This window comes from Streptomyces sp. NBC_01525 (assembly GCF_045040405.1).
Classification (GTDB): Bacteria; Actinomycetota; Actinomycetes; order Streptomycetales; family Streptomycetaceae; genus Streptomyces; species Streptomyces benahoarensis.
In genome coordinates this window covers 5,501,620-5,518,228 of sequence record NZ_CP109397.1, presented here as the reverse complement: position 1 = coordinate 5,518,228, position 16,609 = coordinate 5,501,620, and the positions used below count along the sequence as shown (strand labels likewise).

The following is a 16,609-nucleotide window of genomic DNA, read 5'->3' as shown; positions in this document are numbered from 1 at the left end:
AAAAGTGGTGACGGTGCCGGGGCGCGGGGGAAACCGGTCACGGTGAGGGAGATTTTCGGTGGGCAGAAAACTGCGGGACCTGCGGGGCCGGTTGCGGTACTGGTTCGACGGGACGATGGACCGGGGTACCCCCGCGCTGATCGGCTGGCTGGGGCTTGCCTCGGTGATGTTGATCGCCGCGGTGACCGTGTTGGTGGTGCTCTTCACCAACGAGGACACGGAGAAGAACGGCGGCTGGCCGGGCGTGGTCTGGATGAGTGTGCTGCGCACGCTCGATCCCGGCACGATGGGCGGGGACACCGGCGGTCCGGTCTTTCTCGGGCTGATGCTGATCGTGACGATCGGCGGGATCTTCATCGTCAGCGCCCTGATCGGTGTGCTGACGACCGGACTTGAGGCCCGGATCGAGGAACTGCGGCGCGGGAAGTCGCGGTTGGTCGAGCGCGGGCACACCGTGGTGCTGGGCTGGTCGGAGCAGGTGTTCACGGTGCTCGCGGAGCTGGTGGAGGCCAATCAGAGCGAGCGGCGTTCGTGTGTGGTGATCCTCGCCGACCGGGACAAGGTCAAGATGGAGGAGGAGATCCGCCGCCGGATCCCCGAAACCGGCCGTACGCGGGTGATCTGCCGCTCCGGCAGCCCGTTGCAGCGGCAGGACCTGGAGCTGGTGAGCCTGGACGCGGCCAAGTCCGTCATGGTGCTGCCGCCCGTCGGGGACGACAGCGACACCGAGGTCATCAAGGTGCTGCTGCTCCTCAACAGCCGGGCCTGGAAGGGCGATCGGCCCAACATCGTGGCGGCGGTGCAGAGTTCGCCGAACCTGGCGGCGGCGCGGCTCGCGGCCGGGGAGACCGCGCTCGTCATCGACGCCGACGACATCGCCGTACGGCTGATCGTGCAGTCGCACCGGCAGTCCGGCCTGTCGGCCGTCTTCAACGAACTGCTCAGCTTTGTCGGCAATGAGATCTATCCCTGTCCCGCGGGGAGCCTGGCCGGCGGCACGTACGGGGAGGCGCTCAACGGGTTCGACCTCGGCGTGCCCGTCGGGCTGCGCCGGGAGAGCGGGGAGGTGCAGGTCAACCCGCCGATGGACGCGGTGATTTCGGACGGGGACGAGATTTTGGTGATCGCGGAGGACGATCTGCTGATCCGGCGGGCGCAGACCCGGCCGGACATCGTCGAGCAGGCGATGACCTCGGGGGCCGGCGGGCAGTCGGAGCCCGATCACACGCTCGTCATCGGCTGGAACTCCCGCGCGGCGAAGATCATCACGTTGCTGGACCGGCTGGTGGAGCCGGGTTCGCTGATCGACGTCGCGGCACCGCGTGAGCCCGCGGCCCTGCCCCGGGAGGGTCTGGACAACCTCACCGTCGGCTTTCTGCGCTGCGAGCCGACGCACCGGCCGTCGCTGGAGGCGCTGGGCCTGGACCGCTACCGCCACATCATCGTGCTGACCGACGACGACATCGGCTCCGGCCGGGCCGACGACCGCACGCTGGTGACGCTGCTGCACCTGCGGGACATCGCCACCCGCACCGGCACCCCGTACTCGATCGTCACGGAGATGAACAGCGACGCCAACCGCGAGATCGCGCAGGTCACCAAGGCGGACGACTTCATCGTCAGCACCAAGATCATCAGCCTGTTGCTGACCCAGCTCGTCGAGGACCGGCATCTGTACGCCGTCTTCAGTGATCTCTTCGATCCCGAGGGATCGGAGATCTACCTGAAGCCGGCCAGTGGCTATCTCGCCCCGGACACCCCGGCCAACTTCGCGACGGTCATCGAGGCGGCCCGGCAGCGCGGGGAGACCGCCATCGGCTACCGCCGCGCCAACGAGAGCGACACCCCGCCCGGGTACGGGGTCGTCCTCAACCCGCCCAAGACCGCGCCGCTTTCCCTGCGCGCGGACGACGCGATCGTGGTGCTCGCCGAGAACGGCCGGGTGACCGCTCAGGTGCCCGCGGCCCGTACGGAGCCGGGCCGGGAGGGCGTCGGGGCGAAGGCGTCCCGGGGCTGAGACCGGCCCATTCCGCAGCGGCCCTGCCCCCAACCACCTCTGGGGGCAGGGCCGTTCGCCGTCACCCACTCGGGTGACCGGAGGCCCGGCGCCGGACGCGGCGGGCGTCCGGCCACCATCATGCGGAGGTGACTCCTGTGAATACTCCGGGCCGGCACCGGCCCCGCACCCTTGTCGTCGCCGGACTCGGCGCCCTCGCCCTGGTGGCCACCCTGTCCGCCGGGCCTGTCGCCCACGCCGGCCCGCCCTCCGCGGACGGCGGCCGGGCCGCGGTTCCCGCCGTCCGTCCAGTGACCGCGGCGGAGCGGTCCACGGACGCCCATCTGGCCTCCATCCGCCACGCCCCGGGTGCGCTGCGCGCCTTCTTCCGCCAGCTGCCCAAGGGCGGTGACCTGCACAATCACCTGTCCGGCGCGGTCACGCCCGAGTACCTCATCGGGCAAGCGGCCGAGGACGGGCTGTGCGTCGAGACCGCCACGATGACCGCCGTCCGCCCGCCGTGCGGGCCCGGCGCCCGACCCGCCGCCGACGCCCGCCGCGACCGCGCGTTCCACGACGCGCTCGTCCGCGCCTGGTCGATGCAGGACTTCCCCGCCGACGGCAACGGCCACGACCACTTCTTCGACGCCTTCGGCAAGTTCGGCGAGGTGACGTGGCGCCATCGGGGCAAGCAGCTCGCCCAGGTCGCGGGCGCCGCCGCCGCGCAGCACCAGTTCTCCGTGGAGACGATGGTCACGCCCGCGTCGGACGGGGCGAAGAAGCTGGCCGACGCGGTCGGCTGGGACGACGACCTCGCCGCGCTCCACGCCAAGCTGGTGGCCGGCGGCAGGCTCGACGGCGTCGTCGCGGAGGCGCGCCGGGAGGCGGACGCCACGGACGCCGAGTTCCGCGCCACCGCCCGCTGTGGCACCGCCCGTGCCGAGCCCGCATGCCGCCTGCCCGTCCGCTGGATCTCCCAGGTGTCCCGGGGCAGCGCGCCGGAACGGGTCTTCACGCAGCTGGCCCTCGGGCTGCGGCTGGCCGAGCGCGACCAGCGCTTCGTCGCGGTCAACCTCGTCCAGCCGGAGGACGGGGAGCGGGCGCTGCGCGACTACCGGCTCCAGATGCGCATGGTGCGGTATCTGCGCGGGATCTACCCCAAGGCCCATGTGACGCTGCACGCGGGCGAGTTGTGGCCCGGCCTGGTCAAGCCGCAGGAGCTGAAATTCCACATCCAGGAGGCGGTCGACGTCGCCCTCGCCGACCGCATCGGCCACGGCGTGGACCTCGTCCACGAGGACGGCTGGCAGCGCACCGCCCGCACCATGGCCGCCCGGGAGATCCCCGTGGAGGTCCCCTTCACCAGCAACGCCCAGATCCTCGGCGTCCGCGGCGCCGCCCATCCCTTTGCGACGTACCGCGCCTTCGGCGTGCCCGTCGTGCTGGCCACCGACGATCCGGGCATCAGCCGTACCGACATCAGCCACGAGTACGCGTACGCCGCCCGGACCTACGGTCTGTCGTACCCGGAGCTGAAGGACCTCGCCCGCGCGTCCCTGGAGTACGGCTTCCTGCCGGGGGCCGATCTGTGGCGGGGCAACCCCACCCGTGACGGCTACCGCACGGTCGGCGCCTGCCGCGGGGTGCGCCCTGGCAGTCCAGTGCCGGGGCCTGAGTGCCGCCGGCTGCTCGACGCCAGTCCGAAGGCGGCCGCGGAGTGGCGTCAGGAGGGCGCCTTCCAGCGCTTCGAGCGGGCCTTCGGCCGCTGATCCCCGCCCCGCAGGCGGCCGTCGGTTCCGGACCGGCGGCCGCCTTCGCGTTGCCGGTCCGGGGGGGGTGAGCGGCGTTCGCGCGCGGGGGGGCCGGGAATCCGAGGTGATGCCCGCTGCGCCCGTGGGGCGAGCGCGGGGCAGATGCGGACGTTTCACCGGATCCCCGACTCGCCACTTGCACCTTTAGGTTTGCCTAACCTAATGTCACGACGCGTGTTGACGACCAAACCCCCAGCTACCGGGGACCGTTCGGCGTCCGCGCGGGCCCTAGCGGCTCTGCTGCGGCGCCTGTCATGGGCTGCCGCCGGGCTCGCCGCGCTGGCGCTCTGCGCCGCCCTCAGCCTCGCCTGGGGCACCCGCTCCGTACCGCTGTCCACCGTGCTGGACGCCCTGACCGGCACCGCCCACGGCCGCGACGCGCTGGTGGTCACCGGACTGCGGCTGCCGCGCACCCTGGTGGGGCTCGCGGTCGGCGCGGCGCTCGGCGTCGCCGGGGCCGTCGTCCAGGGCATCACCCGCAACCCGCTGGCCTCGCCCACCACCCTCGGCATCAACGCCGGTGCGGGCTTCGCCGTCGTCACCGCCATCTACGCGCTCCATCTGACCCGGCCGGGCCAGTACGTGTGGTTCGCGTTCGCGGGCGCCGCGGCCGCCGCGCTCTTCGCCCAGGCGCTGGCCCGGCGCGCCGGGGACCTCGACCCCGTACGGCTCGCGCTGGGCGGCACCGTGCTCCAACTGGTGCTGCTGTCCTGGACTTCGACGGTGATGCTGGCGAGCCGCCGCACCCTCGACGAGGCGCGGTTCTGGCTGGCCGGATCGCTCGCGGAGCGGCCGCTGTCGGTGCTGCTGCCGGTGCTGCCCACGCTGGTGATCGGCCTGGTCGTCGCCTTGGCGATCGCCCCGGCGCTCAACGCGCTGGCGCTGGGCGACGATTGCGCGCAAGCACTGGGCGTGCCGGTGGCGAAGATCCGGCTGGCCGGTGGGCTCGCGGTGGTGCTGCTGGCGGGCTCCGCCGTCGCCGTGGTCGGGCCGATCGCCTTCATCGGGCTGGCCGCGCCGCATCTGGTGCGGCAGCTGTTCGGCTCCGACCACCGGATGCTGGTGCCCGGCTGCCTGGTCGCCGGGCCGTTGCTGCTGCTGACCGCGGACATCCTCGGGCGCGTGGTGATCCGCCCCTCCGAACTCCAGGTCGGCATCGTCAGCGCCTTCCTGGGCGCACCGCTGCTCGCCCTGCTGGCCCGGAAGGCGGCGCGGTGACCGACGTACGAGATCTTCCGCGGGCGCCGGGGCGCCCGGCGGCCCGGCGGGTGCACGGGCCGCGGCGCACCCTGCTGCTCCTCGCCCTCGCCGCGGTGGCGCTGCTCGCGCTGATCGTCACGTCCGTGGCGGTCGGCGAGATCCCGCTGGGGCCGGTGGTGGCGCTCAAGGGGCTGCTCGGTCTGGGCGAGCGGGCCGATGTGGTCGTGGTGCAGCAGTTCCGGGCGCCGCGGATGGCCGCGGCGGTCGTCGCCGGGCTCGGCCTGGCGGTGGCCGGGGCGCTGCTCCAGCGGCTGTTCCGCAACCCGCTGGCCTCGCCGGACGTGATGGGCGTGACCGGCGGGGCGTCCTTCGGGGCGGTCGCGATGCTGGCCGCCGGGGCGCCGCAGGCCCTGATCCCGCCCGCCGCGCTCGGCGGCGGAGTGCTGGCCGCCGTGCTGCTGGGCGCGTTCGCCTGGCGGTCGGGCGCCGGGGTGACCCGGCTGGTGCTGGTGGGCCTCGCGGTCCAGGCGGGCCTGTCGGCCGCGGTGAACTTCATGGTGGTCCGCTTCCCCACCGAGCTGGCCGGGTCCGCGCTCCAGTGGACCACCGGCTCGGTCTACGGCCGGACCTGGGCCGAGGTCGGCGCCGCCGGGGGCGCGGTGGCCCTCGCGCTGGCCGTGGCGTTCGCGCAGCACCGGCGGCTGGCCGTGCTGGACCTCGGCGACGACTCGGCCGGTGCGCTGGGCCTTGGGACCTCCGCCGCCCGGCTGCAGATCCTGGTCACCGCCATCGCGCTGGCGTCGCTGGCGGCGGCGCTGACCGGCCCGGTGGCGTTCGTCGCGCTGGCCGTGCCGCACCTGGTGCGGTTCCTGGCCGGGCCGCCGACCGCCGCGACGCTCGCCCTCACCGGCCTGGCCGGTGCCGTTCTGCTGCTCGCCTCCGATCTGGTGGCGCAGTACCTGCTGCCGGTCAGCGGGCTGCCGGTCGGGGTGGTCACCGCCACCCTGGGAGCGCCCTGGCTGCTGGTGTTGATGATCCGTCAGAGCAGTTCCGTCCACAGGAGTGCCCGATGACCGCCGACCGGCTCGCCACCCACGGCCTCGATCTGCGCTACGGCGACCGGCTGGTCGTCGGCGGCCTCGACCTGGAGCTGCCGGGCGGCGCCGTCACCGCCGTCGTCGGGCCCAACGCCTGCGGCAAGTCGACCCTGTTGCGCGGTCTGACCCGGCTGCTCGCCCCGGCCGCCGGGACCGTCACCCTGGACGGCGCCGACATCCACCGGATGTCCGCGAAGGCGCTGGCGCTGCGCATGGGGCTGCTGCCGCAACAGCCCGTCACGCCCGAGGCGATCACCGTCGAGGCGCTGGTCCGGCTCGGCCGCTATCCGCATCAGAAACTACTCAGTCCCTGGTCGGCGGCGGATCAGGCGGCGGTGGACGCGGCGCTGGCCCGCACCGGCACCGACGTCCTGCGCGACCAGCCCGTCGACCGGCTCTCCGGCGGGCAGCGCCAGCGCGCCTGGATCGCGCTGGCGCTCGCCCAGGACACCGATCTGCTGCTGCTCGACGAGCCGACCACCTTCCTGGACCTGCGCCATCAGCTCGACGTCCTCGACCTCGTCGCCGAACTGCACACCGAGGCCGGGCGGACCGTGGTGATGGTGCTGCACGACCTCGGCCAGGCCGCCCGCTACGCCGACCACCTCGTCGTCCTCAAGGACGGACGCCTCGCCGCGTCCGGCGCCCCCGCCGACGTACTGGACGCGGAGCTGGTCCGGTCGGTGTTCGGCGTGGAGTGCCGGGTGATCCCCGACCCGGAGACCGGCACCCCGCTGGTCGTCCCCCTGGGCCGGGCCGCCCGGCGCGGCGCCGTGACCGCCTGAACCACCCCCCGTATCCCGTACACCGCCGACCGAGGAAGACATCACTCATGGTCAACAGATCCGTACCGCGCGGCCGTCGCCGGTTCGTCGCCGCGCTGCTCGCCACCGTCCTGGGCACCGTCTCGCTCGCCGCGTGCGGCGGCGGCGCCACCGACGAGGGGGCGAAGGACACCGCGGGCGGCGCCTTCCCCCGTACCGTCAAGACCGCGATGGGGGACGTGACGATCCCGTCGAAGCCGAAGCGGGTCGTGGTGCTGGACACCGGTGAGCTGGACGACGTCACGATGCTCGGCGTCGACCCGGTCGGCGCGGTCTCACCGCACATGAAGACCGAGGGCGGCTTCCCCGCGTACCTCAGGTCCAAGATCGGCGGCGTCACCGACGTCGGGCCGCTGCTGGAGCCCAACCTGGAGAAGATCGCGAGCCTGCGGCCCGATCTGATCCTGTCGTCGAAGGTCCGCCACGAGAAGGTCTACGACAAGCTGAAGGCGCTCGCCCCGACCGTCTTCACCGAGACGACCGGCGGCCCCTGGAAGGCCAACCTCACGGTCCACGCCCGCGCGCTGGGCCTGGAGAAGAAGGCCGACGCGGCGATGGCGAGCTACCAGGAGCGCGCCCACCACCTGGGCGAGGCCATCCGGAAGAAGAACCACGGCACCATGCCGACCGCCTCCGTGGTCCGCTTCATCGCCGGGCCGACCCGCCTCTACCAGCGGTCGTCGTTCAGCGGTGTGGTCCTCGACGACATCGGGCTGAAGCGGCCCGCGTCGCAGCGCTCCACCGACCCGGCGAAGACGATGGCCGACGTCGGTCCGGAGGAGATCGACCGGGCCGACGCCGACCTGGTGTTCGTCACCGTCGCGGACGTGCCGGAGAAGACCCAGCGCAAGGACGTCACCTCCAACCCGGTCTGGAAGAGCCTGCCCGCCGTGAAGCACCACAAGGTCTTCGAGGTCCCGGACGAGACCTGGATGTCCGGCATCGGCATCCAGGCGGCCGCGCACATGCTCGCCGACGTGGCGAAGGCCGCGGGCGTGCCGCTGCCCCCGAAGTGACCGCCGGGGCGGGCGGTCCACGTCCCCGGACCGCCCGCCCCGTACCCCTCCCCCTGCACCGCCCCCGACCCCGAAGGGGTTCCCGCTCATGCGGATGTACCTGCTCGCCCGCAACCCCACCGACTCGGTCACCGACGGCTTCGTCCCCGCCGCCGCCGGACTCAGCCTGGACCTCACCGTCCTGACCGACCAGCCGGACGACCACCGGGCCGCCTGCCCGGGCACCGAGGTCCTGGCGTGCGATGTCACCGATGTCGCCGCCGTCATCGGCCGGATCGCCACCCACCACCCGGCCGACGCCGTCTTCACCAACAGCGATCACCTCCAGACGCAGACCGCGCTGGCCGCCGCCTACTTCGGGCTGCCCGGCAAGGACTGGCGCGCCACGCTGCGCACCAAGAACAAGGCCGAGCTGCGCCGCCACCTCGCGGCCTGCGGCGCCGACACCGTCCGCGCCGCCGAACTCCCCGCCGGGCAGGACCCGTCCGCCCTCGCCGACGCCGCGCTCCCCTACCCCTGCGTCGTCAAACCGCGCGAGGGCGTGGCCAGCGAGGACGTGGTACTGGCCCGGGACACGGCCGAGCTGGTGGCGCACGCCACCGCGATCCGCGGCCGCCGCCCGGACGCCGCGCTGGTCGCCGAGGAGTACCTGCCCGGCGACCTGTACACGCTGGAGACGCTGGGCGACGGCCACCGCCGCCACGTCCTGGGCGGCTTCCGCACCACCGTCTCGGCGCCGCCGACGTTCATCGAGGAGCGGCACGACTTCACCGCCGCCCACCCGGAGCCGGTCACCGCGCAGGTGCTGGCCCAGCTCGACGCACTGGGCGTCGGGTTCGGCGCCTGCCACACCGAGTTCGTGGTGCACGAGGGCCGGGCCCGGCTCATCGAGGTGAACTACCGCGCCATCGGTGACCAGTGCGACCGGACGCTCGCCGACGTCCTGGGCATCCCGCTGTTCACCCACATCCTCCGCACCCACCTCGGCGAGCCGCTCCCCGCCGGCCTCGGCGCCCGCACCGGCGGCGCCGCCCGCGTCGCGTACGCGCTCGCCGACCGCGCCGGGACCCTGACCGCCGCACCCGCCGCCACCGACCGCACCGCCGACGGCGTCCGCCTGGCCTACCGCCCGCTGCGCACGGTCGGCACCACGCGGCCGCACCACCGCACCAACCGCGACTACCTCGGCGTGGTCCGGGCCACCGGCGACGACCGGGCGGCCGTGGAGCGGGCCGTGGACGCCTTCCTCGCCGACGGACGCTGGGAGATCACCGCGTGACCACCGCACCCGCCACCGAGACCCTCCCCGACGCCACCGGGGACGACGAAGGCGCGCTGCTGCTGCGGGTGCTGAGCGCCCTGCTGCGCGAGGACGTCGCCGGGTTGCGCACCCGCACCACGCCGCTGCGGCGGCCCGACGGCCGGTGGCTGCGGCTGCCCGCCGACGGGGCGGCCGGGGCGCTGCTGCTGCCGGTGGCCCACGACGGCTACCAGAGCGCGGACGCCGCCCGGCTGCCGCTGCTGGTCCGGGAGGCCGACGGCGCCCGGCTGGACACCCTCGGCGCGGTGCTCGCCGCGCTGCGCGCCCACGCCGACCCGGCCGACCACGACGGCCACGACGCCTTCGCCGAGGAGTGCCGCCAGACCCTCGCCACGATACGGCTGCACACCCGCACCCGGCAGACCGTCGAGGCGGCGCTCACCGCGCGGTACGGCGCCGATCCGGCGCACTGGACTGGTCCGGCCGCGAGCCCCGCGTACGACACCCTCGCCGCCCGCCTGGACCACCCCGTCTACCCCACCTCCCGCGGCCGCTCCGGCCTGAGCGACGGCCAACTGCGCGCCTACGCACCGGAGTTCCACCCGCGCTTCGCGCTGCGCTGGCTGGCGCTGCCCCGCGAGAAGGTGACCGTCGCCGGTGGCCCGGGCGCGCTGCCCGCGCTGCTGCCGACGCCCGCCGCCATGGGCCTGGACGGCCTGGAGGCCACCCATGTGGCGCTGCCCGTCCACCCGTTGAGCCTGGGCGCCCCACTGGAGGCGGCGCTGCGCGAACGGGGCCTGACGGGGCGGGCGGCGCTCGCGGACCGGCCGCTGCTGGACGTCGTCCCGACGCTGTCGATGCGGACGGTGGCGGTGGCCGCCGATCCGCTGCTCCACCTGAAACTGCCGCTGGCCACCGCCACCCTGGGGCTGCGCAACCGGCGCACCATCAAGCCCCGCACCCTCGTCGACGGCGCCGCCGGACAGCACCTCCTCGACCAGGTCATCGCCCGCGAATCCCGCTTCGCCGGGCGCGTCCTCCAGGCCGACGAGACGGTGTACGCGCACGCCGGGCACGAGATGCTGGCGGTGCTCTGTCGCCGCTACCCGGCCGGGTTGGACGACAGCTGCGTGGTGCCGCTGGCCGCGCTGCTCGCCCCGGCACCCGGCGGCGGACTCGTCCTCGACCGGCTCGCCGACCGCTTCCACGACGGCGACCCGCTCGCCCTGCTGGACGCGCTGTTCGCCCTGCTCCTGGACTGGCAGGCCACGCTCTTCGGGTACGGCGTCGCGCTGGAGTCGCATCAGCAGAACGTCTCGGTGGTGCTGGACCGGCCCGGCGGCGGGCCGACCCGGCTGCGGCTGCTGTTCAAGGACAACGACGCGCCGCGGCTGCACCTCGCCCGGATGCGGGAGCGGCTGGGCGATGACGCGCCCGGCGCCGCGGACTTCGACGACCCGCGGATCTTCACCGACGACGACTCCGCGCTCGCCGCCGTCTTCGCCACCATCACCGTCCATCTCTGCGCCGCCTCCTGCGCGTTCGGGCTCGCCCGCGCCGGTCGCGCCCCGCTGCCGCGCCTGCTGGACCTGGTACGCGACCGGCTGGCCGAGGCCGCCGACCGGCAGGGCACCGCGCCCGGCACGCCCGGGGCGGTACTGCGGCAGCGGGTGCTGGACGCCCCGGCGCTGCCGGTGAAGGCGATGGTCAGCGCCGGGACGCTGCTCTCCAAGGAGCGCTCGGGCGCCGCCGACATCAACAAGCACTACACCGACGGGCCCAACTACCTGCTGGCCGGCGGTGGTGCGTCGTGACGCTGTCCGCACCGGCGACCGGCGCCCCGGCGCCCGCGCCCGCCCGGCCGGGCCGCCGTCAGGTCCACGCCGTGGCCGGGTGCTACTTCGTGGCGTCCTTCGCGGCGCTGGGCCTGCCGCCGTACCTCACCTCGATCCTGCCGGAGCTGGGCGAGGGCGCCGCCCGCTGGGCCGGGCTGCTCTATGTCGTGCCCACCGTCTTCGGCGCGCTGGGCGCCCCCCTGTGGGGCCGCCTCGCCGACCGGTACGGCCGTAAACGGCTGCTGCTGCGGGCGCAGTTGGGGCTGACCGCATCGTTCCTCCTCGCCGGGTTCGCCGACTCCCTGGAGCTGTTCGCCGCGGCGCTCGTCCTCCAGGGCGTGCTGGGCGGCACCTTCGCCGCGTCCAACGGCTATCTCGGCGCGACGCTTCAGGGCGCGGAGCTGTCCCGGGCGCTGACGCTGATGCAGGGCAGCGCCCGCGCCGCGCTGGTGTGCGCGCCCATCGTCGTCGGCGCGCTGACGCCGTGGCTGTCACCGCACCGGCAGTACGCCCTGCTGGCCGTGCTGCCGCTGACCGCCGCCGGAATGCTGGCGGTGCTGCCGGAGCCGCCGCGCCGCACCGCACCGGCCGGGACTCCCGACGAGGCCGGTGCGACGGCCGGGGTGGACGCCCCCGGTGCCGCGGAGACCGCCACCGACGCGCACCCCCACTCCCCCGCCGTCGCCTCCCCCGCCGCCCTGCGGTCCCTGTACACCCTGGAGTTCGTCTTCGTCTTCTCGACGGTGATCTCCTTCCCGTATCTGATCTCGCTCGTCGAGGAGCGGCTGCCGGGCACCGGACCGGTGACCTCCGGTGTGCTGTTCGCGCTGCCGCACATGTGCTACCTGGTCGGCGCGATGGCGGCGCACCGCTTCTGCCTCCGCCGCCCCCACCTCGGCCTGGTGTTCGGGTTCGCCTGCATAGCCGCCGGTTCCGCCGGGCACGCCGCCGCCACCTCGCTCGCGGAGTTCGCCGCCGTGCGGCTGGTGCTGGGCGCCGGGCTCACGCTGGGCCTGGTCGGCCTGTCGGTGCGGGCCGCCGACTGCGCCGCGGGCCGGGCGCCGGGCGGACTCTTCGGCTCCATCGAATTCTTCTCCAAGGCCGGCGCGGTCGCCGCCGGTCTGGCCGCCGCGGCCGGCAACGCCTGGTTCGGGCCGTCCGCGCCGCTGCTCATCGGCACCGCCCTCGCCCTGGCCACGGTGGTCGCCTGCGCCCTCCCCGTCCTCCGCCGTCCCCGCCTCCGCAGGAGCCTGTGATGCCCCCGCTCACCAACCCCGCCGGCCCCCAGGCCGCGCCCACCGCCACCCCCGGCGCCCTGCCCGCCGCGGACCACGCCGCGGCCCACACCCTCCTCAACTGTCTGCTGCGCGAGGTCTCCGGGCCCGAGCACCAGACCGCCGTCGACCGCGGTCATCTGCTGCTGCGCCTGCCGCGCCGCGGGGTGCTGCTGCGGGTCGCGCTGCGCCGCACCTCGCTGCTGGGCGCGCACCGCTTCACCGGCCCGGTCACCGTCGAGGACGGCGACGGCTGGACGGAGATCGGCCCGCGGCGCCTCGCCGAGTACGTCCACACCGAGCTGGCGCTGCGCACCGGCGTCCACAACGACGAGTTCCTCGACCAGTTCGGCTCCGGCCACCGGGCGCTGGCCGCCGCCCTCGCGGCGCGGCCGCTGCCGCAGCCGCCCGTACCCGCCGGGGCGCCGGAGTGGACCGGCGCCTACCTCGCCTCCGAGCAGGCCCTCCTCTTCGGCCACCGCTTCCACCCGACCCCCAAGGCCCGCACCGGCGACCCGGCGGCCTGGCGGACGTACGCGCCGGAGACCGGCGGCCGCTTCGGGCTGCTGCACCTCGCCGTCCGGGACGAGCTCATCGCGCAGGAGACCGCCGACGACGGCGCCGCCGCCCCGCTGGACGCGCTCGCCGACGTCCCCGACGGCTACCGCCTGCTGCCCGCCCACCCCTGGCAGTACACGCTGCTGCGCGACAACCCGGTGCTGCGCGCCGCCGTCGACCGCGGCGACCTCCGCGTCCTGGGCACCGGCACCACCCCGTTCACCGCGACCGCGTCGGTGCGCACCCTGCACGCCCCCGACACGTTCCTGAAGTTCAGCCTGAACGTGCGGATCACCAACTGCCTGCGGAAGAACGCCGCGTACGAACTGTCCGGCGCGGTCGCCCTCACCCGGCTGCTGGCGCCCGCCCTCGACGACCTGGCGGCCCGCTTCCCCGGCAGCGCCGTCCTGCGCGAACCGGCCTACCGCAGCGTGGCGCTGCCCGGCCCGGACGGCACGCCGGACACCGCGCTGTTCGAGGGGTTCGGGGTGATCGTCCGCGAGGGGCTGTCGCGGCGGCTGCTGCCGGGCACCACCCCGCTGCTGGCCGGTGCCGTCGCCGACGAATACCCGACGAGCCCGGCCCATATCTCCCGCCTGCCCGCCGGGCGCGGCCCCGACGAGGCGCTGGCGTGGTGGGGCGCCTACCTCGACCTGCTGATCCCGCCGGTCCTCGCCGCCTACTTCGACCACGGGCTCGTCCTCGAACCGCATCTGCAGAACGTGCTGATCTGTGTGGACGGCGACGGCATGCCCGCGCAGGTCCTCTTCCGCGACCTGGAGGGCACCAAGCTCGTCCCCGAACACCACACCGCCACCCTCGCCGCGCTCCCGCCGGACGTCGCCGGGCCGCTGACGTACGACGCGCAGCGCGGCTGGGACCGCGTCGTGTACTGCCTGCTCGTCAACCACGTCGCCGAACTCCTCGCCGCCCTCGCCGATCTGCACCCCGGCACCGAGGCGGCGCTGTGGGCGCGGGTCCGCGCCACGCTGGCGTCGCACGCCGAGCGGCACGGCTGCCCGCCGCGGCTGGCCGCGCTGCTGGCCGGGGTGCCGCTGCCCGCCAAGGCCAATCTGCTCACCCGCTGGGAGCGCAAGGCCGACCGGGACGCCGGATACGTCCGGCTGCCCTCCCCGCTCGCCGAGTCCGTCCTCACCGGCGCCGGCACCACCCCCCGGAGCACCCCGTGACCGACCCCACCCCCGCCGTCCGCGCCCGCATCGCCGCGCTGGCGCCGGACGCACTGCCCGCGTACGTCTACGACCTGACGGCGCTGGCCGCCCACGCCGCCCGGGTGCGGGGCGCGCTGCCGCGCCGCGTCGAGCTGTACTACGCGGCGAAGGCCAACCCGGAACCGCAGCTCCTGGCGGCGCTGCGCCCGTACGTCGACGGCTACGAGGTCTCGTCCGGCGGTGAACTCGCCCATGTGCACGGGGCGGTGCCGGACGCGCCGCTGGCGTTCGGCGGCCCCGGCAAGACGCCCGCGGAGATCGTCCGGGCGCTGGAGCTGGGCGTGGCGCGGTTCCATGTGGAGAGCGGCCATGAGCTGCGGATGCTCGGCGCGCTCGCCGCCCGGCACGTCCCGGAGCGGCGGATCGCGGTGCTGTTGCGGTTCAACCTGCCGGTGGCCGACGGCGCCCTGGACGGGGTGTCGCTGGCGATGGGCGGCCGCCCCACCCCGTTCGGCGCGGACCCCGCCGAGGCCGACGCCCTGGTCCGGGCGCTGACCGACGGCGGGCTGCCGCAGCTGGAACTGCGCGGCGTCCACGCCCACCTGGCGAGCGGCCTGCGGGCGCCCGAACAGTTGGCGGTGGCCACCTCGATCGTGACGTGGTCGACGGCGCTCGCCGCGCGGCACGGCGTCCCGCTCGCCGAGGTCGTCGTCGGCGGCGGCATGGCCGTCGAATACGCCGCGCCCGGGGAGCGCTTCGACTGGGCCGCGTACGGCGCCGGTCTGGAACACCTGGCCGCCGCCCACCCGGAGCTGACGCTGCGTATCGAGCCGGGCCGGGCGCTGACCGCGTACTGCGGCTGGTACGCGACGGAGGTGCTGGACGTGAAGGCGAGCCACGGCGAGGAGTTCGCGGTGGTGCGCGGCGGCACCCACCATCTGCGCACCCCCGCGACGAAGGGCCACGACCAGCCCTGCACCGTGCTGCCGTCCGACGCGCCATGGCCGCACCCGTGGCCGCGCCCCGCCGCCCGGGGCGAACGGGTCACCCTCACCGGCCAGTTGTGCACCCCGAAGGACCTGCTGGCCCGCGGCGTGGCGGCGCCAGGGCTGCGCGCCGGTGACCGGGTGGCGTTCGGCCTGGCCGGGGCGTACGCCTGGAACATCTCGCACCACGACTTCCTGATGCATCCACGCCCCGGCTTCCACTTCGTCGGCGCCGCCGGGGAGGCGTGAGGTGCTGCGGCCCAACGAGGTCAAGCGGAAGCTCGCGGCGGGCGAGGAGGTCCACGGGCTGTTCGGCGTGATCCCCGATCCCGCGGTGACGGAGATGATCGGGCACGCCGGATACGACTTCGTCATCCTCGACACCGAGCACACGCTCGTCGGCCCCGAACGGCTGGAGCATCTGATCCGGGCGGCCGAGACCTGCGGCCTGACGCCGTTCGTCCGGGTGCCCGAGGGTGATCCGGGCGCCGTGCTGCGGGCGCTCGACGCGGGTGCCATGGGCATCGTGGTGCCGCACGTACGCGGCCGCGCGGACATCGACGCGGCGGTACGCGCCGCCCGTTACGCGCCCGCGGGGATGCGCTCCCTGAACGGTGGCCGCGGCCCCGGCTACGGCACCCTCCCGCTGCCCGAGTACCTCGCGGCGGCCAACGACGCGGTCATGGTGATCGCGCTGATCGAGGACGCCGAGGGGGTCGACGCCCTCGACGCCGTCCTCACCGGCGGCGGCATCGACCTCGTCCTGCCCGGACCGGGCGACCTCTCCCAGTCGTACGGCGTGCCCTGGCAGGTACGCCATCCCCGGGTCCGGGAGGCGGTACGCACCGTACGTGCGGCGTGCGCCCGGCACGGCGTGCCGTTCTGCGCGATGGCCACCACCGAGGAACGCCGCCACGACTGGCGCTCCGACGGCGTCACCGCCTTCGTCCTCGGCGAGGACCGCGACATCATCTCCCGGGCGTTGCGGGGGCATCGGGGGGTGGCGCCGGGGTAGCGACGGCCCCGGTGTCGCTCTGTCCCGGCCGCTTTCACCCCTCGCTCTCCGCAGGGGTCAGCACCACGAACTCCGCCCCCGCCGGGTCCGTGCAGACCGCGAGGCGGCCGACGCCCTCGGCGTCCTCGGGGCCCATCCGGACGGCGCCGCCCCGCGCGGTGACGGCGGCGACCGTGGCGTCGCAGTCGGCGGCGCCGAACACCGGATGCCAGTACGCCGCGCCGCCGGTCTCCGCGAGCGCCTGGGCCGGGAGCTGCATGATGCCGCCCTGCATCCGCTCCTGCCCGGCCCCGCTCGGGGTCACCAGCGGGAACGCCGCCCGGCGCGGCCACGGCGCCCGAAAGGTGCGGCCCGCACCACGTGCCCTCGCTCGTCCGGGTGGCCCTGGTGGCGCCGCCCCGCCGGGCCCGGCGCCACCGGGCGGAGCGAGGACGTCCTGAGCCGTATGCGACGGGCCGCACGCGGGTCGCATTTCCGGTACGGCGACGACCCGGTGTAGTGCCCCCTCATCCGCCCGGCGGGCCCCGGTCCGCCCTCTCCCCTCCTGACGGAGGGCCGACCGGG

12 protein-coding genes and 1 pseudogene are annotated in these 16,609 nt (G+C 74.9%); 12 read left to right on the top strand and 1 reads right to left on the bottom strand.

What is annotated here, in order from left to right:
- Positions 1-58 precede the first annotated feature (58 nt).
- The 12 genes from OG422_RS24570 to OG422_RS24515 all read left to right on the top strand — a co-directional run bounded on the left by OG422_RS24570 (position 59) and on the right by OG422_RS24515 (position 16,045).
- A complete protein-coding gene (locus OG422_RS24570) occupies positions 59-2,017 on the top strand; it encodes a CASTOR/POLLUX-related putative ion channel (protein WP_405745643.1) in 1,959 nt (652 codons plus the stop codon).
- Positions 2,018-2,145: 128 nt separating this feature from the next.
- Positions 2,146-3,765 (top strand): adenosine deaminase, encoded by a 1,620-nt coding sequence (locus OG422_RS24565; protein WP_405745640.1) that lies wholly within the window; start codon positions 2,146-2,148, stop codon positions 3,763-3,765.
- 279 nt (positions 3,766-4,044) lie between these two features.
- Positions 4,045-5,025 carry a FecCD family ABC transporter permease gene (locus OG422_RS24560; protein WP_405747971.1) on the top strand — a complete coding sequence of 327 codons (981 nt, stop codon included), beginning with the start codon at positions 4,045-4,047 and terminating at the stop codon, positions 5,023-5,025.
- The gene (locus tag OG422_RS24555; RefSeq protein ID WP_405745637.1) at positions 5,022-6,080 is read left to right on the top strand and encodes a FecCD family ABC transporter permease; all 1,059 of its coding nucleotides are present in this window, start codon (positions 5,022-5,024) and stop codon (positions 6,078-6,080) included. Before OG422_RS24560 ends, OG422_RS24555 begins: the two co-directional genes overlap by 4 nt.
- Positions 6,077-6,889 (top strand): ABC transporter ATP-binding protein, encoded by an 813-nt coding sequence (locus tag OG422_RS24550; protein ID WP_405745634.1) that lies wholly within the window; start codon positions 6,077-6,079, stop codon positions 6,887-6,889. Before OG422_RS24555 ends, OG422_RS24550 begins: the two co-directional genes overlap by 4 nt.
- 47 nt (positions 6,890-6,936) lie before the next feature.
- Positions 6,937-7,944, top strand: a complete 1,008-nt coding sequence (locus tag OG422_RS24545) for an ABC transporter substrate-binding protein (RefSeq protein WP_143941993.1) — start codon at positions 6,937-6,939, stop codon at positions 7,942-7,944.
- Positions 7,945-8,032: 88 nt separating this feature from the next.
- Complete coding sequence (locus OG422_RS24540; protein WP_405745630.1) at positions 8,033-9,223, top strand: ATP-grasp domain-containing protein; 1,191 nt, start codon at positions 8,033-8,035, stop codon at positions 9,221-9,223.
- Positions 9,220-11,019 carry an IucA/IucC family protein gene (locus tag OG422_RS24535; protein WP_405745628.1) on the top strand — a complete coding sequence of 600 codons (1,800 nt, stop codon included), beginning with the start codon at positions 9,220-9,222 and terminating at the stop codon, positions 11,017-11,019. Before OG422_RS24540 ends, OG422_RS24535 begins: the two co-directional genes overlap by 4 nt.
- Positions 11,020-11,021: 2 nt before the next feature.
- Entirely contained in the window at positions 11,022-12,296 is a 1,275-nt protein-coding gene (locus tag OG422_RS24530; protein ID WP_405747969.1) for an MFS transporter, read from the top strand.
- On the top strand, positions 12,296-14,062 hold the full coding sequence (locus tag OG422_RS24525) for an IucA/IucC family protein (protein WP_405745625.1): 1,767 nt from the start codon (positions 12,296-12,298) through the stop codon (positions 14,060-14,062). Before OG422_RS24530 ends, OG422_RS24525 begins: the two co-directional genes overlap by 1 nt.
- Positions 14,059-15,279: a type III PLP-dependent enzyme gene (locus OG422_RS24520; protein WP_405745622.1), complete on the top strand. Its 1,221-nt coding sequence runs from the start codon at positions 14,059-14,061 to the stop codon at positions 15,277-15,279. Before OG422_RS24525 ends, OG422_RS24520 begins: the two co-directional genes overlap by 4 nt.
- Before the next feature lies 1 nt (position 15,280).
- Complete coding sequence (locus OG422_RS24515; protein WP_405745619.1) at positions 15,281-16,045, top strand: HpcH/HpaI aldolase/citrate lyase family protein; 765 nt, start codon at positions 15,281-15,283, stop codon at positions 16,043-16,045.
- Positions 16,046-16,079: 34 nt separating this feature from the next.
- Here OG422_RS24515 and OG422_RS24510 read toward each other — a convergent pair.
- Positions 16,080-16,358: pseudogene (locus tag OG422_RS24510) on the bottom strand (VOC family protein); the annotation flags it as partial.
- Positions 16,359-16,609 lie beyond the last annotated feature (251 nt).